The sequence below is a fragment of the Clostridium beijerinckii genome, from assembly GCA_003129525.1.
GTDB lineage: Bacteria > Bacillota > Clostridia > Clostridiales > Clostridiaceae > Clostridium > Clostridium beijerinckii_D.
The window spans coordinates 1,052,178-1,076,766 of the sequence record CP029329.1 but is presented as its reverse complement, the minus strand read 5'-3'; the positions used below and the strand labels follow the sequence as shown (position 1 = coordinate 1,076,766).

Genomic DNA, 24,589 nt, shown 5'->3' with positions numbered 1-24,589 from the left:
ACTAGAATAGCCATATAAAAACAGAAACTTATTTCTTTATTTTATATGGCTTTCATTATTATATTATTATAAAGAATAAACTTTTTGGTTATATGTATATTGTTATTTACTCATAATATCAACTAAGTTGCCAATTTAAATTTATTTATTAACAACTTTAACTGCCTTATCAACAACATTTTCTACAGTGAATCCAAATTGTTTAAATAAAGTTTCTGCATTTCCAGATGCTCCGAAAGTATCTAATGAAATAACATCTCCATCTAGACCTACATATTTATGCCATCCAAATGATGTTAATGCTTCAACAGCAATTCTTGATCTTACTTTATTTGGCATAACTGATTCTTTATAAGCTTCATCTTGTGCTTCAAATAACTCAAATGATGGCATACTTATAACTCTTGCGTCTATTCCTTTAGTAGCTAATTCGTCAGCTGCTTTAAATATTAATTCAACTTCTGAACCTGATGCCATAAGAAGTACATCTGGAATTTCCTTTTTAGAATCTTTAAGGATATATCCACCCTTTAATGCTCTCTTAGGACATCCATCATATAGTGGTAACTTTTGTCTTGTTAATACCAATGATGTTGGTGTAGTCCCATTAGTTACAGCATAATACCAAGCTGCTGCTGTTTCTTTTGAGTCAGCTGGTCTAAATACTGTCATGTTTGGCATACTTCTAAGTGCTGCTAATTGTTCTATTGGTTGATGAGTTGGACCATCTTCTCCTACTCCAATACTATCATGTGTTAAAACGTAAGCTATTGGAAGATTCATAAGACTTGATAATCTCATAGCACCCTTCATGTAGTCACTGAATACAAAGAATGTTGAACAGAATACCTTAAGTCCGCCATGTACATACATACCATTAACTATAGCTGCCATTGCATGTTCTCTTACTCCAAAGTGAAGATTTTGTCCGCTTCTGTCAGTATCTGAGAAGTCTCCCTTGCCAGCCATATAAGTTTTATTTGAAGGAGCTAGATCTGCTGATCCTCCTATTAAATTAGGAATTAATTTAGCTAATCTATTTATCATTATTCCTGAAGATTCTCTTGTAGCCATTTCTTTATCAAAGCCCCAGAATTCTTCATTATTTAATAATGCTTCTTTATCTATTTCGTTGCTCATCCATGCAACATATTCTGAAGCTAATTCTGGATAAGCTTTTTTATATTCTGAGAATAATTTGTTCCAAGCTTCTTCTTTTGAAACGCCTTCTTCTATGTGTTCATTCATATTTGTATATACTTCATCTGGCACATAGAATGCTGGTTCTGTCTTCCAACCTAAGTTTTCTTTCATTGCAATTACATTTTCAGTTCCTAATGGTTCCCCATGAGCTGATGCTTTTCCTTGTTTTGCAGGACATCCGAAACCAATTTGGTTTTTAACTATTATAATTGAAGGTTTTAAAGTTTCTGCTTTAGCTTCTTCAATAGCAGCTTCTATTGCATCTATATCATTTCCATCAGCAATGTTTAATACTTGCCAGCCATAAGCTTCATATCTCTTAGCTACATCTTCTCTAAATGCTATATCAGTACTTCCTTCAATTGAAATATTATTTGAATCATATAATACAACTAATTTCCCAAGACCTAAAGTTCCAGCTAGTGATGATGCTTCTCCTGAGATTCCTTCCATAAGACAACCATCTCCACAGATTGCATATGTATAGTGATTAACTACATTATAGTTCTCTTTATTAAACTTTTCTGCAAGATGTGCTTCTGCCATTGCCATACCTACGGCATTACATATACCTTGTCCAAGTGGTCCTGTTGTAATTTCAACACCTTTAGTATGACCAAACTCTGGATGTCCTGGAGTTAAACTTCCTACTTGTCTGAAGTTTTTAATATCTTCAACTGTTACTCCATATCCAAATAAGTGTAATAATGAATATTCAAGCATTGAACCATGTCCTGCTGATAATACAAACCTATCTCTATTATCCCACTCAGGATTTTTTCCATTATGGTTCATCTTTGCCCATAGTGTAAATGCCATACTAGCTGCACCAAGTGGAAGTCCTGGATGTCCAGATTGTGATTTTTCAATTGCGTCTGCTGAAAGCACCCTTATTGCATTAATAGATAATTTATCTAACTCTCTACTCATTTTTTTCCTCACTTTACATTACTAATTTTATAAATTACATTCTAAATATATTAATCTTCAGAAAAGCTGCAAGCTTTTCCTCCTTAACTGTTAATTGTTCATTGTTAACTGTTAACTGACCCAAACGCTGCTGCCCAATCTGCCTTAAACTTTTCTAATCCTTGATCTGTTAACGGATGTTTTATCATTTGTAGAACTAAGCTATATGGTATTGTTGAAATATCTGCTCCAGCTTGTGCTGCTTGAATAACATGAATTGGATTTCTTACACTAGCTGCGATTATTTCTGTTTCTATTCCATGAATTGCAAATATGTCTGCAATATTTCTAACAAGTTCCATTCCATCCATTGAAATATCATCTATTCTTCCTAAGAATGGGCTTACATATGTTGCTCCTGCATTAGCAGCAAGTAATGCTTGTGTTACTGAAAAAATTAAAGTTACATTTGTTTTAATTCCTTCTTTAGATAGAACCTTAGTTGCCTTAAGTCCTTCTGCTGTCATTGGAATTTTTACAATCATATTCTTATGAATTGCTGCAATTTCTCTTCCTTCTTTAATCATTCCTTGAGCATCTTCGCTTATAACTTCTCCACTTATTGGTCCATCTACTATTTCTGTTATTTCTTTTATTACTTCATTAAAGTCTCTACCCTCTTTTGCAACTAATGATGGATTTGTAGTTACACCACATATTACTCCCATTTCATTTGCTTCTTTAATGTGTTCTATGTTTGCTGTGTCTAAAAAAAATCTCATTTTTCTTACATCTCCTCTTTTTTAGTTTACTTATCTTGATTTTCTATCGTTTATGCTGTAGTTACTTTAATTAATATTATCTAACGGTTATATTATAAAAGTATAATCCTTATTATCTAAATTTCGGATTATACTTTTATTTATGACCTTAATAAATCTGTGTTTTTATTATTTAGTCTTTACATATAGTTTTAAGTCAGCTGCAATTTCCTTATCTACACTTTCTCCCTTTAATATCTTTTGAGCATTTTCTATAGCAATACTTCCCATTAAATCTGGTTGTTGTGCTATTGTTGCTGCCATTTCTCCTGAATCTACAGCTTTTTTGGCATCATCGCCTCCATCAAATCCAACAACTATAGCTTTTTTTCCTGAAGTACTTAATGCTTTAACAGCACCTAATGCCATCTCGTCATTGTGTGCAAAAACAGCTTGAATATCTGGGTTTGATTGTAGCATATTTTCAGTTACAGTTAATCCTTTTTGTCTATCAAAATCAGCTGGTTGAGATGATACAACTTTTAAATTTTTATCTGCATCAACTATATTATGGAACCCTGCACCTCTATCACGTGTTGCAGAAGCACCTGTTGTTCCTTGAAGTTCTGCTATATTGCCTTTACCACCAAGTTGTTCTTTTATAAAGTTACCTGCCATTTCTCCACCTTTTACATTATCTGATGCTATATGGCAAATTACATCTCCCCCATTGGATTTTCTATCTACAGTTATTACTGGAATTTTTTCACTATTAGCTTGGATAACTGAACTTTCAGCTGCATCACTATCAACAGGATTAAGTATTAAAGTGCTTACTCCTTTTTGCAATAAATCTTGAACGTTTGAAAGCTCTTTTGATGAATCATTTTGTGAATCAACAACTAACAATTCATATCCTAATTCTTTAGCCTTAGCTTCAGCCCCTTCTTTTAGTGTTACAAAGAAAGGATTGTTTAAAGTTGAAACAACCATACCTATTTTTTTAGAATCAGATTTTTCACTTGAAGATGAATTGTCACTACTAGAGCTACATCCTCCAAATACACCCATTGCCATAGTTGCTATCATTGCAATTGATACTAATTTAGATATTTTTTTCATAAAATTCCCTCCTAAAAATAATTCAAATAAATTTTATTAGTTATCTCTTTAGGCAATACCTTTAGATTTAACTAGTAATATCGCATTTTCTTTACCGTAAATGTTTTATGTATTAGTTAGCCTTTTTCTTATCAATTAAAACTGCTAATAGTATTACTAATCCCTTTACTATAGTTTGATAAAAGGCTGAAACATCCATAAGATTTAAACCATTGTTTAAAACTCCAATAATTAACACACCTATTATTGTTCCAAGTATTGTTCCTTCTCCACCAACTAAATTTGTACCACCAATAACTATTGCTGCTATTGCATCTAATTCATATCCACTACCAGCTGTTGGTGCTGCTGATCCTATTCTACTTGTAACAATAATTCCTGCAATTGCAGCTGTAGCACCAGATATAATATACACCCAATTTTTAACATTATTAACATTTATGCCTGAAAGTCTTGATGAATCTTCATTCCCACCTACTGCATATACATATCTTCCATATCTAGTTTGTGTCAAAACATACGCACAAATTGCAAATACAATTATAGTAATAATAACTGGAACAGGTATTCCTAATATTCTACTATTAGTTAGTTTCACGAAATCACTACCTAATCCAGATACAGGATTACCTCCAGTAAATACATAAGTAACTCCTCTAAATACAGTTTGTGTAGCTAAAGTAGCTATAAATGCTTGTATCTTTCCTTTTGAAACAATTATTCCATTAATAAACCCTACTAAAATCCCTGTAAATAATGCTGCTAATATTCCTAGTGATATACTTCCTGTATTTTTTATAGTTACAGCTGATACTGCACCTGCTATTGCAACAATTGATCCTACAGACAAGTCTATTCCACCTGTAAGTATTACAAAAGTCATTCCTAATGATATAACTGCATTCACAGAAATTTGAGTAAATAAATTTCTTAAATTTGATATTTGTAGAAATGATGGTGAAATTACACTAACAATTATGCATAATATAATTAATGCTAAAATAGATTTATATTTTAATAAATTATCTTTTATATTAGTCATTTTTAACTCTCCCTTATAAAAAATTTAATTCTTCTTTTATTCTCCAATTGCTAATTTCATTATACTTTCTTGAGTTGCTTCTTTCCGGCTTAACTCTCCAGTTATTTTTCCTTCATGCATTACTACTACTCTATCTGATATTCCAAGTACTTCTGGCATATCTGAAGAAATCATGATAACTGCTTTTCCTTCAGCTTTTAATGCATTCAGGACATCATATATTTCTTTTTTTGCACCTACATCTATACCTTTTGTCGGCTCATCTATTATTAAAACTTTAGGATCCTGTATAAGCCACTTTGCAATAATAACTTTTTGTTGATTACCACCACTTAAATTCTTTATTAATTGGTCTTGATTAGGTGTTTTAATTAATAATCTTTTTATATGTTCATCAACTATATCTTTTTCATCTGCTTTATTTATACGAAACGTTTTCTTTTCGAACTTATCTAAAGAAGCTAACGTCATATTTTCTTTTACGGATAAAGGTAATATAAGACCTTCTTTTTTTCTGTCTTCTGATAAATATGCTATTCCGTTGTCTATTGCATCTTTAGGACAATTTATGTTTACTTGTTTCCCATTTATCTCAATAGAACCACTTGTCTTTTTATACTCTCCAAAGATAACCTTTGCAACTTCTGATCTACCTGCACCCATAAGGCCTGACATTCCAAGTATTTCTCCTGCTCTTACTTGCAAATTAATTGATTTCAAAACACCTTCTAAACAAATATCCTTCAATTCTAATATAGGTGTTACATTAGTGGGTTCTTTATATGGATATTGTTCCTCCATTTTTCTTCCTACCATCATAGTTATCAAATCATCCTTAGTTACATCTTTTACTTTAACTTCACCTACATATTTCCCATCCCTTAAAACATTTATCCTATCGCAAATAGCAAAAATCTCGTCCAATCTATGAGATATATATATTATTGCAATATCCTTACTTTTAAGCATTTGAACAACTTTAAAAAGATTGTCTGTTTCCGTATCTGTTAAGGCTGTTGTTGGCTCATCCATAACTATTACATTGGAATTTTTAGAAATTGCTTTTACTATTTCAAGCATTTGCATTTCTCCAATGCTTATATTTTTAACATACTCATCTGGCTCAACATTACATCCTATTTGTTTTAGATAATCTTTACACATACTGTTCATTGTTTTTCTATCTAGTTTTTTAGTTAATTTATTTATTTTTTCATTTCCTAAAAATAAATTCTCTGCAACTGTTAAATTGGGCAACACACTTAATTCTTGATGTATTATTGATATACCTAATTTTTCAGCTTCCCTTACATTTTTTATATCTACTTCTGTACCTTGTATAACAACTTTACCATCGTCTTTTTGATAAACACCACTTAAAATCTTCATTAATGTAGATTTTCCAGCACCATTTTCCCCCAAAAGAGCTAATACTTCTCCTTTATATAAGCTTAAATTTATGTCTTCAAGTGCCTTTACTCCGGGAAAACTTTTTGTTATGCCTTTCATTTCAAGGAAAGGAATATTTTTTTCCATTATTACGCCTCCTTAAAAAATCACTCCAGATTTAAGAATTATATTCGCATAAGGAGTTTGTTCTCCTGTTCTAATTACAGCCTTACACTCATTTAACATTATTTTTAATTCTTCATGAGTTATAAAAGTAAATTTCACATTTTCAAATTGTTTTTTTATTTCAGTGAAAACTTTAGGATTATTTTCTTCTGTTTCTGTAGCCAAAATTACCTCTTCTACTTGAAGTTCTAGTAATACATTCTTCAATGTATCTATAAAACTAGGAATATCTTTTGATAATGCTATGTCTATCCTTTTTGTTTTATCAGGTATTGGTAATCCACAATCTCCTATAGCTATTAAATCTTTGTGTCCCATTTTTGAAACTACACTAGAAATTTCTCCATTTAAAATGCCAATTTTCTTCACTTTTACTCCTCCTTATAAATCTCATTTATTTCTTTTAAAAATGGTATTGAAGGTTGAGCTCCTTCTCTTTGAACTGCTATAGCTGAAACTTTGTTCCCAAATTTAACTGCTTCTATTAGTGAATTAATGTTCAAATTACATTTTGTTAATTTAGTACTTATTGCTCCTATAAATGAATCTCCTGCTGCAGTACTATCTACCGCATTTACTTTATATGCAGGTATTAAAACTCCACTTTCCTTGGATATTACAGCTGCACCCTTATCCCCTAATGTAATGATTACATATTTAACTTTATCATTAAAAAATATATTTGCAGCTTGTTTTGCACTTTCTAAATCTTGAACCTTTACTCCTGTTAATGCTGTAGCTTCTGTCTCATTAGGAACTACAATATCTGTGTACTTAAGCAACTCTGTAGGAATTTCTTTTGCTGGAGCAGGATTTAAAATTGTAATAACTTCATTTTCTTTTGCAAGTTTAAACGCTTCCATTGTAACTTCTATTGGTGTTTCAAATTGAGCTACTATTATGTCACTATTACCTATAACTTCTTTGCACTTATCTATTTCTTTTAATTTAAGAGTCATATTTGCACCTGGTACAACTATTATTGAATTATTTCCTTCATTGTTTACAGTTATTATTGCTGTACCTGTTGGTTTGACATCATCTTTAAATATACTGTTAACATTTATATTTTCTTTTTCAAGATTATTTACTATTTCCAATCCATAAGCATCTTTACCTACTTTGCTTATCATATATACGTCTGCACCTAGTCTTCGTGATGCAACTGCTTGATTAGCACCTTTACCTCCATGTGCTAATTTAAAATTATCACTAAAAATAGTTTCTCCAACTAGTGGCATCTTATTTACTGAAACAACCATATCCATATTAATACTTCCAAGAATACAAACTTTATTCATACACTCACCTCTTCTTTGCTTAACCGGTTAAGTAATCCGGTTAACTAAAGTATAAAACGTTATCATAATAATGTCAATAGTTTTTTTGTGAATGTTTTCCGGAAATAAAAGTTAAATTAATTGAAAATAATACCTTTAAACTTTTATTCACTTAATCACACAAACTTATATTTATAACATTTGCATAAATGATCAAAATATACTGAAAGTACTGTTTTTATTTTTTAGTATTATTAAATCATGTAAAAAGACCGTATTGGATTTGTTTTTACACGAATCTAATACAGTCTCGTAAGATAACTTATAACTTTAATTAATTTCTACAAACTTATGTTTTTTGACACGTAACTGACATACTTTTGTCGTAAAATTTAAATTGTAAAGTAGTTAAAGCATTATTATTTACCCCTTTTAACCAATATTTTTATATGGTTAAAGAACGCCTCACTCCCCTAAGTGAGACGTTCTATTTTTTTATAAATATTCTTACATATGAAACTCCTCTTCCTAACGTCAGATGAGTACTCATAGAGTAAGCGATCATCATCAAATCATTTTTATATGATGTTAACTCATAAATGAGTTAACTAAGTTCAAGGAACCAAATCATAGATGCCCACAGGGAAAGTTCGAAGAACGAAATGTAAAATGCTCGAAGAGAAAGTTCATGTTTCCAAATATAAAATTTGGACATTCACTTTTCGATTCTCACTTTTGGACTTTCACTTATCTGCTTATCTTACTATACTTCCAGTCTCAAGTTCACCTGGATCTACTGCTTTTAATATACTGTCATCATCAGTTGCAGCACATAAAATCATTCCTTGTGATAATTCACCTCTAAGCTTTACTGGTTTTAAATTAGCGACTAATACTACATTTTTTCCCACTAAGTCTTCTGGTTTGTAGTAATTTGCTATTCCAGAAACCACTTGTCTTTCTTCTCCACCTAAATCTACCTTTAATTTTAATAATTTTTTAGCTCCCTTTATTGGTTCACATGATAATACTTTAACCACTCTTAAATCAAGTTTTTCAAAATCATCAATTGTGACTTCTTCCTTTATAGGAGTTATTTCCTTATTAACTGGTATAGATGCAACCTTTAAAGCTTCTAATTCTTCAAGCTTTTTATCAACATCTATTCTTGGAAATAAGTTTTCAGTTTTAACTACTTTTGTTCCTGCTTTTGTTCCATCAAATGCTTTTATAGAATCCCATGAGATTTCTGAAGTATTTATTTGTTCATTAATCTTCTTAGCTGTATCTGGTAAAAATGCTGAAATCATTACTGATGCAAATCTAAGACTTTCAGCTAAATTATAAAGAACTGTTCCAAGTCTAGCTTTTTTATTTTCATCTTTAGCTAATATCCATGGAGTTGTTTCATCTATATACTTATTAGCTCTTCCTATTAATTCAAAAACATGTTCCAATGCTTGTGGTATATTTAATATATTTATTGATTCTTCAACTTTAGTTGGTGCTGATAATGCCAAGTTTATTAGTTCATCATCAATAGCTTCTTTTTCGTCTTGTGCTGGCATTTCTCCATCAAAATATTTTTCGATCATTGCCACAGTTCTTGATAAAAGATTACCTAAATCATTACACAGGTCAGAGTTTATCTTCTTTATAAATATTTCATTATTAAATAATCCGTCTGCTCCAAATGGAATTTCCTTTAATAAATAATATCTTACAGGATCTACTCCAAATTCATTTACAAGTACAACTGGGTCTACTACATTACCTTTGGATTTTGACATTTTTCCACCGTCAACAAGTAACCATCCATGACCAAATACTTGTTTTGGAAGTGGTAAATCTAAAGCCATTAACATGATTGGCCAATAAATAGTATGGAATCTTAAAATGTCCTTCCCTATCAAATGTACATCTGCTGGCCAATATTTTTCATATAACTCTTTATTGTCTTGACCATATCCAAGAGCAGTTATGTAGTTTGATAATGCATCAATCCAAACATATACAACATGACTTTCATCAAATGTTACTGGAACTCCCCAGTTAAAACTAGTTCGTGAAACACAAAGATCTTGTAGTCCTGGCTTTAAGAAGTTATTTAACATTTCATTCTTTCTTGATTCTGGTTGAATGAATTCTGGATTATCTTCAATATATTTTATTAATCTATCCGCATATTTACTCATCTTAAAAAAGTAAGCTTCTTCTTTTGATTTTTCAACTGGTCTACCACAGTCTGGACAGTTTCCATTTTCTAATTGAGTATCAGTCCAAAATGATTCACAAGGTGTACAATACCAACCTTCATAAGAACTCTTATATATATCTCCTTGATCATACAATTTCTTAAATATATCTTGAACTGCTTTAATGTGATAATCATCAGTAGTTCTAATGAACTTATCATAGCTTATATTCATCATGCTCCAAAGGTCCTTAATCCCAGCAACAACCTCATCTACATGTTCCTTTGGTTTAATCCCCTTTTCCTCAGCTATCCTTTGGATCTTTTGACCATGTTCATCTGTTCCTGTTAAGAACATTACATCATAGCCTGTTAATCTCTTAAATCTAGCTAATGCATCAGCAGCTACAGTAGTATAGGTATTTCCTATATGAAGCTTTGTTGATGGATAATAAATTGGTGTAGTTATATAGTATGTTTTTTTACAATCTTTACACATTATTTGTGTTCCTCCTTATTTTAAAAAAATAAAAAAGTCTCTATATAGGTATATTAAAACCTATATAGAGACGTATTATACGCGTTACCACTCTAATTCTTACTTATTTCACAATAAATAACTCAATATGTGACTATCATCACCCTGCAATATAACGGTTGCTACCGTACTTCCCTAACCCAATAATATTGGCTCAAAAAATATGCTCTAAGACCATCTTCATAAAATTCACAAACGCTAACTTTCAGCATATGTTAACTCTCTTTTAGAATGCTTATTTTATTACTCTTCTTTTCAATGCATTTAATTTTTTTACTATAATTAGAGAACCCAAATCTATGATTTGGAGTGAATCACTTACTCAGTGACCGAAGGGAGTCGAGTTCCCTTTTAATATTGTAACCAATTTTACTAATATAATCAATTATTATTTAAAAATTAATTAGGGTTAATCGTAAATATAAAATATTTGTACATCAATCTAATTCTTATTCCCCTCAATATTTACCATAAAATCTGCAAAATATAAGTATTGTGATATACTTATATTAATTAAACAGTAGTTTAACTAAAAAATAGCTCGATAGGAGGCTAATATAATATGTTTCAAAATTATGAAATAATGTTTGGTATCGGCGCCATTGGGGTAATTATTTCATTTATATTACTACTAATAGCAATAATAAAAAATGCTAGCAAACTAAAAATAATATCAATTATTTCAACAGCTATTTTTGTTATCATTTTGTCTATTGGTATAGGTTTAGGGTATTACTATTATGAAAATTCAAAAGATGCCATGACCCAAGTTAATGATAATGAATTAGACATGAAAGTAATAAGTAGCAATAGCGAAGATCCAATTGTCATAACAGAAAAAACTTTTTATGATGATAATAATTATTATTATAGCGAATTTGAAATTAAGAATAATACAAATGTTGAAATATCAAAGATTTCATTTCATATTTTATTTGAAGATAAATATACAAAGACAAGTAATTTTCATGATGAGCACATATTTCTTCTTGATTCAGTAATTCCTCCAACTAAAACTGTCTCAAAAGGTTATATTTGGAAAAAGGATGCTACTAAACAAGAATTATTAAATAGCGATGCAAAGTTAACTAAAATACAAAACATAATTTGTTATATAAATATTGATAATGAAGAAAAACGAATTGAACTTAATGACTTGAAAGTTATGTTAGATTCTCCCTCAAAAACAACAAGACAAAAATAGATTTCCATTAGGAACAGTAGATAATCTTGTGTAAAAACAAAACTATCTACTATTCTGGCATATTTAAAGATAAACGTAATAATTCTTAACAAACTAAAAAGTGACCTGATTTATTATAAATAATATTACAAACCCATGTCATTTCTTTAATTAAGTACTTTGCTAATTATTTCATAAATTCTTCAATCTCATTAACTTCCTTAATAATATTCTTTGTTAAAACTTCACAGCCAGTTTTAGTAACTAAAATATCATCTTCAATTCTTATTCCAATACTTTCTTCACTTATATATATTCCAGGTTCTACTGTGAATACCATTCCTTCTGCAAATGTAAATTCTCTTCCTTGTATTCCCAAATCATGAGTATCTAATCCTAAACTATGTCCTATACTATGCCAATAGTATTTACTCACTTCTTCTTTTTCTTTTATGATTCCTAGCTTGATACATTCTTTAGCTATTAAATCTCTAGACCATGTATTCAATTCCTTAGAATCAACTCCTGGTTTTATTTTTTCAATGACTGCTTTATTTACTCTAAGTACGGCCTCATAAACTTCCTTTTGTCTATCTGTAAACTTTCCATTCACAGGAAAAACCCTTGTAATATCTGCATTATATAAGTTCCATTGGGCTCCTAAATCAAAAAGAATTAAATCTCCATCTTTTAATTCACTATTATTTTCTGAATAATGAAGTATAGTTGCATTCTTACCTGCCGCTGCTATTGTTCCAAAAGCTAAGTCCTTAACCCCTTTAGTTTTACATTCAAAATCAAAATATGCTTCAAGTTGGTATTCCTTCATTCCAGCTTTTGCATTCTTCATTAAAGATTTTACTCCACTAATTGTTATCTCTATAGCCTTTTGCATCTCTGCTATTTCTTGTTCAGATTTAATCATTCTAAGCGGTGCAATCTTACTTGAAAGATTCTTTATTGTAACTTGTGGATATTTGTTTTTCATTTCTATTGCAAAAATATTTGCAATAGAATCTACTTCATCGATAGCTTCTCTGTCTAAATCTAAATATAAATTTATTCCTTCAGAACCATTAATCAATCTATTTATATTAGAATTGAAATCCTTCATATACAATACATCTTCTATTCCTGATATTTCTCTTCCTTCATTGTCCCTTAGAGTCCTTCCATTCCACATTTCTTTAGACAAATCTAAGTCTTTTAAAAATAATTTTTCACTTACTATATCTTTAAATTTGGATAGTAGTACTATATGTTCTTCTTCTTGAATCCCTGTTAAATAATAAAAATTTCTATTTGGAGTAAATTGATATAGTTCATCACCTGTTTTTTTACATGGCTTTCCTGCAAATAATAATACCATTGAGTTGTTTTCTATATTATCCATAAATCTACTTCTGTTTTCTATATACGCATCTTTATTCATTATCTAGCCTCTTTCTTTCTACAAATATTTTCTTTCCTTTAAACATAATACTCCAAAAATTAGGCATATGAAAGAAAATAATAAGTTAATGATTCGATTTTTGACTTACTTATTATTTCCTGGAATATGCCTTAATATTAATAAAGGCATTTAAATAAGAAATATATTAACCATAAAAATTGCCATAATTATTGCTGTCATATCTGCAAAAACTGCTGCCCACAAAGTATGCCTTATTTTCTTTACCTTTACCGCCCCAAAGTAAACTGTAATTGTATAAAATATAGTTTCTGTACTGCCCATTACAACAGATGCTATAAGACCAGTTCTAGTGTCTGGTCCAAAACTTTTTATTATATCTGTAAACATTCCAATAGCCCCACTTCCTGATAAGGGCTTTATGATTATTAGTGGTATAAGATCCTTAGGCAATCCTATAAAATTTCCAAGCGGTGCTATTAAATTATTCAGCAAATTCATCAAATTTGCTTCCTTGAATATTTGTACTGCAATTATCATAGCTAAAAGATATGGGAATATTCTCAGGGTTACCTTTAAGCCATCTCTAGCACCTTCTATGAACCACTCATAAACCTTTCTTCCTTTAAACATTCCATAAGTTATAATAAGTAAAAATATTATTGGTATTATGCTCTTACTTAAATAATTTAACATAGTTCTATTATTCCTCCTGTAAAGTTAAGTATTAAATGGTGTTGTTCCAAACTTAGTTGTCTTGAGATCGCTATTCTAATTCTAAAAATATCTTTGTAATATTTTGCAACACATTACTCCAACTACTGCCGCTGTTGCTGTAGATATTAATGTTGGCAATATTATGATTCCTGGATTTGCTGAATTACAAGCAGCCCTTATAGAAATTATAGTAGATGGGACTAATTGAATACATGTTGCATTTAAAACTAAAAAAAGAGCCATATCATTAGATGCAGTTTCTTTATCTTTATTAAGCCTATTCATTTCTTCCATTGCTTTAATACCAAAAGGTGTTGCTGCATTAGATAATCCCATCATATTAGCAGTAAGATTCATAACTATAGCACCTAAGGCTTTCTCATCTTTAGCAGCCTCTTTAAAAATAAGCTTAAGGATAGGTTTTAATATTTTAGATATTTTTTCTGTAAGTCCACTATTTTCTGCAACTTTCATAACACCACACCAAAAACACATTATACCTGTGAGTTCAATCACAAAGGTAACAGTATTACTACAAGAGTTAATTATTGCTTTAGATATAATATCTCCATTTCCACTTAATAATCCAACTAAAACTCCACAAAATATTAAAAAAAACCAAATATAATTTATCATATTCTCCTCCTATTATAATTATTCTTTACATTTATATTCCTTGCACTTATTTTTTAGTAGTGATAGGATATAATTACTAAACATAATTAAATTTCAGAAGGAGAATTTTTCATGAAAGATTCAAATTTAAAAATAGCTCAACAAGATGTAGAAGAAGCTTTAAAAGCTGTCGAAGATATGGAGAAATTTATCAATGATAATGGACCTTCAAACGAACAGTTAAAAGAGAAATTTATCTGCCTATCTAATAGAGTTCAAAATTTAGAAAACATTTTAAAAAGCGAAGGAATCCTTTAAATATAATAGGGATGTCTCAAAATTATTTTGAGACATCCCTATTATTGATTGTTTTAAATTTCTAGCAGAATTTTTTATGCTTCTTTACTTCGTGTCAATCCCTTTGTTGTTTTAAATAATACAAACAGTGTTATTATAACAGATAAGACATCTGATGTTGCTCCAGCAATCCATACTCCATCTAAACCCATAAACATTGGAATTATTAAAAGGCAAGGAATTAATATTATAACTTGTCTTAACAAACTTAAGAACATTGATATCTTAACTAGGCCGATTGATTGAAAATAATTAGTAATTATAATCTGTCCACCTATAAATGGTAACATAATTAAAAATATCTTCATCCCATGAGAAGTTATTTCTATAAGTGCAGGATCATTATTAAATATCATAACTAATTTTTCTGAAAATCCTTCAACTACTATAAAGCCTATTGTAACTATTATAGTAGCTGTGATGACTCCATATTTTACTGCTTGTTTAACTCTGTCATGTTTTTCAGCTCCAAAATTATAACCTATTATAGGTTGAAGTCCTTGATTTAATCCAAAAATAGGCATTAAAAATACCATTGCTATACTATTTACTATTGTCATTGCACTTACGGCTAGATCTCCGCCATATGATTGTAGTGAATTATTAGAAGCTATTTGAACAGCGCTTTGTGCAATCTGCATACTAAATGGACCTATTCCTATGGCACAAATACTTAATACTACCTCTTTATCAAGTTTCAAATTCTTCCTTCTAATTTTAAGAGTACTAGATCCTTTAGTAAAATAATATATAATCCAAATACTACTTATCATTTGTGCGACAACAGTTCCAAGTGCTCCTCCTCTAACTCCAAGTCCTAAACCAAAGATAAATATAGGATCTAAAATAATGTTTATAATAGCACTTATAAGCATTGATGCCATAGCTATTTTAGGACTTCCATCACTTCTAATTGAATGGTTAAGACTAAAACTTATAAGATTAAATATACATCCTATAAAAATCACCTGAATAAATTGCTCTCCATATCCTATAATATTTTCACTTGCTCCAAACATTTTTAGAAGTGGGTTAGCAAATAAAAGTCCAAATATTGTTAAAAAAATACTTGTTATTATTATTAAAGTAAATGCATTTCCTAAGTGTTTCTCTGCACCTTCTTTGTCATGTTGTCCAAGTTTTATTGATATTTTAGTAGCTGTACCAATCCCAATTAACATACCAAATGCTAAAATTATAAACATTAGTGGCATGGTTACTCCAACCCCTGCCATTGCAAGGCTTCCTATTCCTTCTATGTGCCCAATAAATATTCTATCTATTATATTGTATAAAGTATTAACTAACATACCTATAATAGCTGGAATTGAAAATTCTAATAATAATTTTCCTACCTTCATTTCTCCTAAACGGTTCTGACTATTCATAAATATCCTCCTTAGTAATTAACGTGCTTTTAGATAATTTATTTAATAATTTCATTAATTCTTGAGATTCTTCATTAGTAAAACAATTTCTAACTTTAATGTCCCATTCATTCATTATTAAATACACCTTTTCTCTTATTTCCTCTGCCTTTTCTGTAAGTTCAAGTTTGTAAGCCCGCCTATCATTTTCTTTTTTTACACGCTTTACATAACCCTTATCCTCTAATTTTTTTATAGCTCTCGCAGTTGTTGCCTTATCTAACTTAACTTTCGCAGTTAACTCTTCTTGTGTTATTCCATCACATCTATAGAGATTTAATAAGAATACATATTGACCTGCCCCTATTCCAAGTTCTCTAAATTCTTTATTGAAATAAATACAACCTGACTTGTGAATATCACTAATATATTTCCCAATGTGTTGGTAATGTTCCATGTTAAATCTCTCCCATTCCCGTTAAAACAAAATAGTTTTATAATAAATATTTTTACTTTTTATAACTTAATAGTTGCAATAACAACTATTTTAGCACTAATCGGTTGCAACTGCAACTAATTAGTGCTAAATCAAATCCCTTCGCCATTACAATTTTATAAGCACAAAAAAACTGCTTAAAATAATTTAACCATTTTAAAGCAGCCTTTTATTATTATAAAATTCAGCTCCCTTTAGTCGCTGAATCTGTAACTCACACAAATCATAAATGTTACAGGGAAAGATCGAGAACCAAAATATAAAATTTGGATTCTCACTTTTGAGTTTTCTATTTAAATTGTACTTTCTCTCTCAATTAATTGATGTTCTAACACGTAATGTGGTTCATCTAATTCCTTTTTGTTTAAAAGCTTAATAAGCATTCTCATAGCAACTGAACCCATATCATAAGTTGGTTGAGATACTGTTGTAATCTTAGGGTAGAATATTGATGCTGCAAAGTTATCATTAAATCCTATAACACTTACATCTTCTGGTATTCTAAGTCCATTGTCTCTTAAAGCATTTATTGCTCCCATTGCAACATCGTCAGATGCACATACAACGCCCTTAAATTTCTTATTTTGGTTTACGAATTTTTGTATGCCTTCATATCCACTCTTTACCTTAATTGAATTAAGATATACTAATTCTTGGTCTATTTTAAGGCCTGCTTCTTTCATGGCATTCTCGTAACCAACATATCTATCTCCCCAAGCATTTAAATTATCTTTTTTAACACCTATAAATGCAATGTCCCTTATTCCCTTTTCAATTAAAAATTTTGTACTATCATAACTACCCTTTACATTATCAATAGTTACGCTTGGTAATAATCCATCTTTATCTTTTGTTTCAACTAATATAGTTTTTAAATTTAATTCATTGATTAGTTCTAAAATTTCTTCATTTAGAGAACTACTCATATAAATTACACCATCAACCATTTTTTCACTAAGTACTCTTAAATATTCTTTTTCCTTTTCTATATCAAGGTCTGAATTACACAATATTATATTGTAATCGTATATATTTGAAACGTCCTCAGCTCCTCTTACAATTTCCGGGTAAAATTGATTTGATATATCTGGAAGTAAAATTCCTATTGTTTTTGTTCTTTGAGTTTTTAAACTTCTTGCAACTATGTTAGGTCTGTATGAAAGTTTCTTTATTGCTTCTACAACTTTTTTCTTAGTATCTTCATTCACCACATCGATGTCATTTAAAACTCTAGAAACGGTTGCAATTGATACTCCAGCTTCTTTTGCAACATCCTTAATAGAAGTAGCCATTATTATTCCTCCTTTGAATTCTTCTAGATAAGTTCATTATACTAATATATTACGCTATAAATCAACAATACTATAAATAAATTATTATTTTATTATAAGTTTTGTTAAAAGTCATAATTTTCTCCCTTAAACTTATACTTTTATTTAATAATTTACAATATAAGATATAAAAATGCAAACTTTTAAATTATCAATCCTATTATTGAAATAAAATGACTAGGAATTTTAAGGGATTCTCTCTATTCCTAGCCATATTATCCAATATTTATACTACTTTATAACTTCAACAGTCATATTTAATTGTTCACTATTTATAACTATTTCTGTATAATCAACTTCTCCATTATAAATAACTTCACAAGTTAAAGTTTCTTTTTTGATTGTGTCTTCAAACTTCTTAATAATATTTAATAACATATCATTATTTGCTACATAAAGTTTTATCTTATCTGCAACTTCAAAGCCTTTATCTTTTCTCATATTTTGAATCTTTGAAATAATTTCTCTTACATGACCTTCCTCTTGAAGTTCTGGTGTTACAGTTGTATCTAAAACAACTCCAAGTTCGCCTTCTCCAGCGAATGCATAACCTTCTAAACCTTGCATTGTAACTAAAATATTTTCATTTGTAAGAACTATTTCTGTATTATTAACAATTATAGTTTCACTTCCACCATTTTGAATCTTTTGAGCTAATTCCATTTGGTTCTTTTCAGAAATTGCCTTTCTGATTTGAGGAATTAATTTTCCATACAATTTACCTATAACAGGTAAATTAGGCTTTATTTCGAAGTTAACATATTTTGAAAGATCGGCTCCAAGCTCAACCTTCTTGATATTTAATTCTTCTTTTACAATATCTCCATAATAATCTGGAAGGGATTTTGTTGATATAAGTAATTCAGAAAGTGGTTGCCTATTCTTGATATTAGCCGCATTTCTAGCACTTCTACCAAGCTTAACAATTGTATAAGCTAAATCCATTTCTTTCTCTAGGTCCTTATTTATAGCTTCCTTATTAATTTCTGGCCAAGCACATAAATGAATACTTTCAGCTGCATCTTTATCAAGATTTACAACTAGATTTTGATAAATTTCTTCTGTCATAAATGGTACAAATGGTGATGCGACCTTTACTAAATTTGTTAATACTTTATATAAAGTTACATAAGCACCTATTTTATCATCACTTAATTCTTGTGACCAATATCTTGATCTATTTCTTCTTACATACCAATTTGATAATTCATCTGTAAAATCTTCAATAGCTAACGCTGCTTGAGTAATTTTATAAGTATTTAAATTATCATCAACAGTTTCAATTAATGTATTTAATTTAGATATAATCCATTTATCCATTATATTATCTGAAACAAAATCTGCATACTTTGTTGGATCAAAGTCATCTATTTCAGCATATAGAACATAGAATGAATATACATTCCATAATGTTCCTAAGAACTTTCTTTGAGCTTCTCCAACATCATCAACAGAGAATCTTGTTGGAAGCCATGGTGCACTTGCAGTATAGAAATGCCATCTTGTAGCGTCTGCTCCTTGACTATTTAGCACTTCAAATGGATCTACAACATTTCCCTTATGTTTAGACATCTTAATTCCCTTTTTATCTAAAACATGGCCTAATACAATACAGTTTTCAAATGAATTTGTATCAAATATACATGTTGAAATAGCAAGTAATGTATAGAACCATCCTCTTGTTTGATCAACAGCTTCTGATATAAATTGTGCTGGGAAATTTGCCTCAAAAGTTTCTTTATTTTCAAATGGATAATGCCATTGTGCAAAAGGCATTGAACCTGAGTCAAACCAACAGTCAATTACTTCATGAGTTCTCTTCATTTCCTTTTCACAATGTGGACATTTTAATTTAATTGCATCTACATAAGGTTTGTGTAATTCTATTCCCTTACATTCTGTAGTTGCTTTTTCTTCTAATTCTTCTCTACTACCAATACATTCTCTATGACCACATTCACATTCCCATATTGGAAGTGGTGTTCCCCAATATCTATCCCTTGAAATACACCAATCAATTACATTTTCAAGGAACTTACCAAATCTTCCCGTTCTAGTATTATCAGGATACCAGTTTATTTTATTATTATTTTCAAGTAATTTATCTCTCATTTCTGTCATTGCAACAAACCAACTATCCTTTGGATAGTATAAAAGTGGTGTATCACATCTCCAGCAATGTGGGTATGAATGAGTATGTTTGTGTGCACTAAATAATTGATTGTTTTCCTCTAAATATTTAACAATACTTTCATCACACTTTTTAACAAACTTCCCTGCCCATGGTGTAACTTCTTCCACAAAGTTACCATTTGTATCTACTAAGTTTACAAATGTGATTCCATTTTTCTTAGCAACAAAGCTATCATCTTCACCATAAGCTGGTGCAATATGTACTATACCAGTACCATCTGAAAGTGTTACATAATCTCCATGAATTACTACAAATGCTTTACCTTCAACTTTAGCAAAAGGCATTAATTGTTCATATTCCACGCCTAATAATTCTTCACCTTTAAATTCTTTAACTATTTCATGCTCTTTGTCCCCTAAAACTTTTCCTACTAAGTCTTTAGCTAAAATATATATTTCATCTTCTACTTTTACTTCACAATATGTGTATGCCTTATTAATACATAATGCTAAGTTAGACGGTAAAGTCCAAGGAGTTGTTGTCCAAGCTAGTATATACTTGTTTTCTTCTCCCTTAACCTTAAATTTAGCAGTAGCAGTTAAATCTTTAACATCCTTATATCCTTGCGCTACTTCGTGAGATGAAAGGGCAGTTCCACATCTTGGACAATAAGGCATAACCTTATGACCTTTATATAACAATTTCTTATCCCACATTTGTTTTAAAGCCCACCATTCAGACTCAATATAGTTATCATGGTAAGTTACATATGGATCATCCATATCTACCCAATAACCTATTTGTTCAGACATTTTTTTCCATAGACTAACATATGAAAATACACTATCTTTACATTCAGTAACAAATTTCTCTATACCAAAATCTTCAATTTGTTCTTTTCCTGAAATTCCAAGCTTCTTTTCTATTTCTAATTCTACTGGAAGTCCATGTGTATCCCATCCAGCTTTTCTTATAACCTTATATCCCTTCATAACTTTATATCTTGGGATTATATCCTTCATAACTCTTGTTAATATGTGTCCAACATGAGGCTTTCCATTTGCTGTTGGAGGGCCATCATAGAAAGTAAAATATTCTCCATCTTGATTTGAATCAAAGCTCTTCTTTATAATATCTCTTTCTGTCCAAAGCTTTGCAATGTCTTGTTCCATATTTACAGTGCCCTTTGATGAATCTACTTTATTGTACATTAAATTTTCCCCTTTCATTCTGAGTAAACTATATATTTTTCTAATGAAACTGTTTCCTTTATTATATCCCTTTATGGACGTAAAAAAACTCCATCCTACAGGACGAAGTTAAACTCGCAAACCACCTATGGTTAAACATTTAAATTAACAATTAAATGCCTTATTTCAAGTACATAAATACTCTATCCTTTAACGCAGGCTATTACGTGATAACTTATTTAGCAAATTCTTGCCTTTCAGTCCCCAACTCCTAGGTGATTTTCTCTAAGATTTAATATAGCTTTTCACCACACAGCTACTCTCTAAAAATAACATCTAAGATACTTTTCCTAATCATAGTCTTTTATTTTAATAATTATATATTAATGATTTTTAAATGTCAATTAATAGTGAAATATTGAAATAAAATTCACTTTATTACCTCAATGTAATCATTTGCACTTTTCAGAGACTTACATCTAATTTTAGCATTACTACTAAGTGATAGTACTTTTACATAAATATAAAGCTATCCAAAATAAATAGTGGTTTCTATTTTAGATAGCTTTATTCTTCATATAAATGCTTTACAACGTAATTATTACACTATTAATCAAAAGAAAATTCTAATTCTTCATCATCATATGTATATAATTCTTCCCTTCCAGAATTATTTTCTTTACTAATGTTTTCATTATCAAAATTTATAATAACACTTCTCTTTTTATCTCTTGATAACTTTCTTTTAGATTTATCATCTAATGCCATTTTCACTAATTTAATTGATTCTGTCGGCGTTTCACAACCACCAAGAACAACTGTATTAAATGAATTATTATATGTGATGTATGTACTTTTATAAACTTCAAAACATTTAGAAATTTCATTTGGGTCATAACCATCTACCTTTAAATTTATACCTAAATAATCACAATCGTATATATCTGGTTGAGCAAACACACTGTTTTTTATGGCTAAATCTATAGCAGTTTTCGCATCTTTTAATCCATCATAAAGTTTTAAAACAAGTCCGGAGCCATCAGCTGTATTTATTCTAAATGAATCTTTCTTGTCAATATTCCCATCAGCATGAATACCAATTAAATTATATGCTAAATCTAAACTCTCAACTACTTCATTGTTTACTTCCTTATAGGTATTCCTTTTATTATTATCTATGAATTTAATATCGTTAATTAGGTTAATCACACCATTAATATCATTCCAACATTCTATAGTATTTTTAAATGATAACTGATCTTCTGTTAAACTTGGTAAAATTGCTACTACATTTATTTTTGTGGATGGAATAGCAGCAGAAGCTATCTGTATGAAAGTTTTAATTGCACCAGATCCGGTTCCACCTGCCATACTTGTAAAAATGACCATCACTTCTGTTTGAGGGTATTTTCTTAATAAAGTTCCAATTGCATTTGCATTATCCTTTATCATCTCTTTTGATTTATTTCTATCTCTTCCAGAACCATCAGCACCTGGATATAGATATACATTTTTTTCTATATTAGCATTCTTTAATGGCTTAATATCAAATAAACTGCTATTAAAGAATAATCCATTATAGCTCTTATTTTTACTTAATAGTCCATCTACTATATTCCCAGCGCCTTGCCCTAATGCAACTAATAACATCTTGCTCTTTTCCATAATTAATCCTCCTATTTATTTAATATACGTTTTATTATTTTACTATTTAAAAATTTTTTAAATACTATATTTAGTTATGTGACAGTTATTAGAATATATTTCATAATGATATGATTTTATACTATTTTGTCTAATACTTAAAGGAAAAATATATTAATCAATGTATTTTTGTTACAATTTATATTATAATATAACTAATTTAAAGGTGAATACATTAATTTTTTACTAATTAAATTTGTTATGCTAATTCTTATTAAATATCTTGTAAATTATTTCTTTTTATTATAAGCTTAATTTTTATATAGGATTATTTTTATAAATATAAATGATACTAGCACACTTATTGAAAAGTAGGGTCGCAAAGCCATGAGTCTAAGGAGAATTTTATTTTCTATGATTGTCAGGTTACCAAAATATAATTATAATAAATTGCATATTTATTTGCTTTCGTTATATTTTGGTGACTATGATTACATAGTCACCTTTAATTTTCCCTATATTCATATATTTTCTGTGATTATATTTAAAATGAAGTTTTGATATTATGACCTATGTAATATTTATCAGCTAATATTTTTATTAAATAATTTGGATGATTAAATTTTGTTATGGTTTTTCTTAAAATAAATTAACTAGCACACCACGTTAATTTAAGTTAGGTCTAAGAAGGAGGATTTAAAATATTATGAATTTTGAAGATAAACATATGAACATTCATGAAGAAGCCATTGTAAAAACTAAGAGAAGGGGGGATATATTGTATTATTCCATTAACCAAGTAGCTACTTTATTAGATGAAGAAGATAGTAATATACGATATTATACTAGTATTTTTGATAATATTTTAAAAATAGAAATATTAGATAAGGAATTAAGATATACAAATAGAGATATTGATAAGCTTGAATTTTTGATTAACTTAAAAAATAAAGGAATGACTATTAAAGAAGTTCAAAAATATTGCGAAGAATTGCCTTTAGATATTGAAGATTTAATAGAAATAAAGGAAAATAATTCAATATCAGCTAAAGAAATTATAGGAACAATTCTAGACTTAGAAAATAAACAAATTGATAATCTAAGAGAGTCTTTAGGTAATAAAATTGATAAGAGTAATGAATTGTCTGTTCAAAAAACCGTGAAAGTAATAGGCGAAGAACAAAATAATCAATTTGCACTGTTTAAAGATGATATATTAAGAGAAATCAAAGAATATATTGATTATAAATTTGATGTACAATCTAAAACTAACAAAGATTTATACAATGAGCTTTCTATGAAAATAGATAATTCAATATCTGAAAAGCTTTCATTAGAAGATAACATAGATTTAAAATTTGATAAATTTAATGAACTATGTATCTCTAGGGATAGACGTTTAATAGAAGAAATTAAAAGGTTTGAGAATGTAATAGAACAGGCTTACTATGTTCAACAAGAGGTGGACGCACATAAAGAAAAGCAGAGTTTTATAGGAAAACTGTTTGGATTTATATAAA

General features: G+C 29.4%; 19 protein-coding genes and 1 riboswitch. Of the genes, 3 read left to right on the top strand and 16 right to left on the bottom strand.

Translation table 11 applies throughout. The features are described 5' to 3' along the window. Positions 1-141: 141 nt before the first annotated feature. The 8 genes from tkt to DIC82_04450 form a co-directional block, all read right to left on the bottom strand. The gene (tkt, locus tag DIC82_04485; GenBank protein AWK50343.1) at positions 142-2,133 is read right to left on the bottom strand and encodes a transketolase; all 1,992 of its coding nucleotides are present in this window, start codon (positions 2,131-2,133) and stop codon (positions 142-144) included. 104 nt (positions 2,134-2,237) lie between these two features. After that, the gene (gene fsa, locus DIC82_04480; GenBank protein AWK50342.1) at positions 2,238-2,894 is read right to left on the bottom strand and encodes a fructose-6-phosphate aldolase; all 657 of its coding nucleotides are present in this window, start codon (positions 2,892-2,894) and stop codon (positions 2,238-2,240) included. A 168-nt stretch (positions 2,895-3,062) separates the two neighbouring features. After that, complete coding sequence (locus tag DIC82_04475; GenBank protein AWK50341.1) at positions 3,063-3,995, bottom strand: ribose ABC transporter substrate-binding protein RbsB; 933 nt, start codon at positions 3,993-3,995, stop codon at positions 3,063-3,065. Positions 3,996-4,107: 112 nt separating this feature from the next. Further along, the gene (locus DIC82_04470) at positions 4,108-5,037 is read right to left on the bottom strand and encodes a ribose ABC transporter permease (GenBank protein ID AWK50340.1); all 930 of its coding nucleotides are present in this window, start codon (positions 5,035-5,037) and stop codon (positions 4,108-4,110) included. A 36-nt stretch (positions 5,038-5,073) separates the two neighbouring features. After that, positions 5,074-6,573 carry a D-xylose ABC transporter ATP-binding protein gene (locus tag DIC82_04465; GenBank protein ID AWK50339.1) on the bottom strand — a complete coding sequence of 500 codons (1,500 nt, stop codon included), beginning with the start codon at positions 6,571-6,573 and terminating at the stop codon, positions 5,074-5,076. A gap of 12 nt (positions 6,574-6,585) precedes the next feature. Next, the gene (locus DIC82_04460; protein ID AWK50338.1) at positions 6,586-6,981 is read right to left on the bottom strand and encodes a D-ribose pyranase; all 396 of its coding nucleotides are present in this window, start codon (positions 6,979-6,981) and stop codon (positions 6,586-6,588) included. A gap of 2 nt (positions 6,982-6,983) precedes the next feature. Then, positions 6,984-7,913 (bottom strand): ribokinase, encoded by a 930-nt coding sequence (rbsK, locus tag DIC82_04455; protein ID AWK50337.1) that lies wholly within the window; start codon positions 7,911-7,913, stop codon positions 6,984-6,986. A gap of 734 nt (positions 7,914-8,647) precedes the next feature. Next, positions 8,648-10,585: a methionine--tRNA ligase gene (locus tag DIC82_04450; GenBank protein AWK50336.1), complete on the bottom strand. Its 1,938-nt coding sequence runs from the start codon at positions 10,583-10,585 to the stop codon at positions 8,648-8,650. A gap of 601 nt (positions 10,586-11,186) precedes the next feature. Between DIC82_04450 and DIC82_04445 the strand changes: the two genes are divergently transcribed. Continuing rightward, entirely contained in the window at positions 11,187-11,828 is a 642-nt protein-coding gene (locus DIC82_04445; protein AWK50335.1) for a hypothetical protein, read from the top strand. Positions 11,829-11,994: 166 nt separating this feature from the next. On the opposite strand, the gene DIC82_04440 is transcribed toward DIC82_04445, so the two are convergent. The 3 genes from DIC82_04440 to DIC82_04430 form a co-directional block, all read right to left on the bottom strand. Further along, entirely contained in the window at positions 11,995-13,239 is a 1,245-nt protein-coding gene (locus DIC82_04440) for a Xaa-Pro aminopeptidase (GenBank protein ID AWK50334.1), read from the bottom strand. Positions 13,240-13,389: 150 nt separating this feature from the next. Then, the gene (locus tag DIC82_04435) at positions 13,390-13,914 is read right to left on the bottom strand and encodes a spore maturation protein (protein AWK50333.1); all 525 of its coding nucleotides are present in this window, start codon (positions 13,912-13,914) and stop codon (positions 13,390-13,392) included. Positions 13,915-13,995: 81 nt separating this feature from the next. Further along, positions 13,996-14,571 (bottom strand): spore maturation protein, encoded by a 576-nt coding sequence (locus tag DIC82_04430; GenBank protein AWK50332.1) that lies wholly within the window; start codon positions 14,569-14,571, stop codon positions 13,996-13,998. Between the two features lie 111 nt (positions 14,572-14,682). Here DIC82_04430 and DIC82_04425 point away from each other — a divergent pair, with 111 nt between their 5' ends. Next, positions 14,683-14,868, top strand: coding sequence for a hypothetical protein (locus DIC82_04425; GenBank protein AWK50331.1), 186 nt, complete (start codon positions 14,683-14,685; stop codon positions 14,866-14,868). A 74-nt stretch (positions 14,869-14,942) separates the two neighbouring features. Here the strand turns inward: DIC82_04425 and DIC82_04420 are convergent, their stop codons facing one another. From DIC82_04420 to DIC82_04400, 5 genes are all read right to left on the bottom strand, one after another. Beyond that, the gene (locus tag DIC82_04420; GenBank protein ID AWK50330.1) at positions 14,943-16,295 is read right to left on the bottom strand and encodes an MATE family efflux transporter; all 1,353 of its coding nucleotides are present in this window, start codon (positions 16,293-16,295) and stop codon (positions 14,943-14,945) included. Beyond that, positions 16,288-16,731, bottom strand: a complete 444-nt coding sequence (locus DIC82_04415) for a MarR family transcriptional regulator (GenBank protein ID AWK50329.1) — start codon at positions 16,729-16,731, stop codon at positions 16,288-16,290. Before DIC82_04415 ends, DIC82_04420 begins: the two co-directional genes overlap by 8 nt. Before the next feature lie 332 nt (positions 16,732-17,063). Continuing rightward, positions 17,064-18,062, bottom strand: a complete 999-nt coding sequence (locus DIC82_04410) for a catabolite control protein A (protein ID AWK50328.1) — start codon at positions 18,060-18,062, stop codon at positions 17,064-17,066. A 270-nt stretch (positions 18,063-18,332) separates the two neighbouring features. Beyond that, positions 18,333-21,446: an isoleucine--tRNA ligase gene (locus tag DIC82_04405; protein AWK50327.1), complete on the bottom strand. Its 3,114-nt coding sequence runs from the start codon at positions 21,444-21,446 to the stop codon at positions 18,333-18,335. Positions 21,447-22,034: 588 nt separating this feature from the next. Further along, positions 22,035-23,090 (bottom strand): cell division protein FtsZ, encoded by a 1,056-nt coding sequence (locus DIC82_04400; GenBank protein ID AWK50326.1) that lies wholly within the window; start codon positions 23,088-23,090, stop codon positions 22,035-22,037. A gap of 323 nt (positions 23,091-23,413) precedes the next feature. Then, positions 23,414-23,503, top strand: a riboswitch (cyclic di-GMP riboswitch). 272 nt (positions 23,504-23,775) lie between these two features. Between DIC82_04400 and DIC82_04395 the strand changes: the two genes are divergently transcribed. Then, positions 23,776-24,588 carry a MerR family transcriptional regulator gene (locus DIC82_04395; protein ID AWK50325.1) on the top strand — a complete coding sequence of 271 codons (813 nt, stop codon included), beginning with the start codon at positions 23,776-23,778 and terminating at the stop codon, positions 24,586-24,588. Position 24,589: the final 1 nt, after the last annotated feature.

Excerpts from the sequence above, each read along its gene's own strand:
- tkt (AWK50343.1), bottom strand. The coding sequence starts at position 2,133 with ATGAGTAGAGAGTTAGATAAATTATCTATTAATGCAATAAGGGTGCTT.
- fsa (AWK50342.1), bottom strand. The coding sequence starts at position 2,894 with ATGAGATTTTTTTTAGACACAGCAAACATAGAACACATTAAAGAAGCA.
- DIC82_04475 (AWK50341.1), bottom strand. The coding sequence starts at position 3,995 with ATGAAAAAAATATCTAAATTAGTATCAATTGCAATGATAGCAACTATG.
- DIC82_04470 (AWK50340.1), bottom strand. The coding sequence starts at position 5,037 with ATGACTAATATAAAAGATAATTTATTAAAATATAAATCTATTTTAGCA.
- DIC82_04465 (AWK50339.1), bottom strand. The coding sequence starts at position 6,573 with ATGGAAAAAAATATTCCTTTCCTTGAAATGAAAGGCATAACAAAAAGT.
- rbsK (AWK50337.1), bottom strand. The coding sequence starts at position 7,913 with ATGAATAAAGTTTGTATTCTTGGAAGTATTAATATGGATATGGTTGTT.
- DIC82_04450 (AWK50336.1), bottom strand. The coding sequence starts at position 10,585 with ATGTGTAAAGATTGTAAAAAAACATACTATATAACTACACCAATTTAT.
- DIC82_04445 (AWK50335.1), top strand. The coding sequence starts at position 11,187 with ATGTTTCAAAATTATGAAATAATGTTTGGTATCGGCGCCATTGGGGTA.
- DIC82_04440 (AWK50334.1), bottom strand. The coding sequence starts at position 13,239 with ATGAATAAAGATGCGTATATAGAAAACAGAAGTAGATTTATGGATAAT.
- DIC82_04435 (AWK50333.1), bottom strand. The coding sequence starts at position 13,914 with ATGTTAAATTATTTAAGTAAGAGCATAATACCAATAATATTTTTACTT.
- DIC82_04430 (AWK50332.1), bottom strand. The coding sequence starts at position 14,571 with ATGATAAATTATATTTGGTTTTTTTTAATATTTTGTGGAGTTTTAGTT.
- DIC82_04425 (AWK50331.1), top strand. The coding sequence starts at position 14,683 with ATGAAAGATTCAAATTTAAAAATAGCTCAACAAGATGTAGAAGAAGCT.
- DIC82_04420 (AWK50330.1), bottom strand. The coding sequence starts at position 16,295 with ATGAATAGTCAGAACCGTTTAGGAGAAATGAAGGTAGGAAAATTATTA.
- DIC82_04415 (AWK50329.1), bottom strand. The coding sequence starts at position 16,731 with ATGGAACATTACCAACACATTGGGAAATATATTAGTGATATTCACAAG.
- DIC82_04410 (AWK50328.1), bottom strand. The coding sequence starts at position 18,062 with ATGGCTACTTCTATTAAGGATGTTGCAAAAGAAGCTGGAGTATCAATT.
- DIC82_04405 (AWK50327.1), bottom strand. The coding sequence starts at position 21,446 with ATGTACAATAAAGTAGATTCATCAAAGGGCACTGTAAATATGGAACAA.
- DIC82_04400 (AWK50326.1), bottom strand. The coding sequence starts at position 23,090 with ATGGAAAAGAGCAAGATGTTATTAGTTGCATTAGGGCAAGGCGCTGGG.
- DIC82_04395 (AWK50325.1), top strand. The coding sequence starts at position 23,776 with ATGAATTTTGAAGATAAACATATGAACATTCATGAAGAAGCCATTGTA.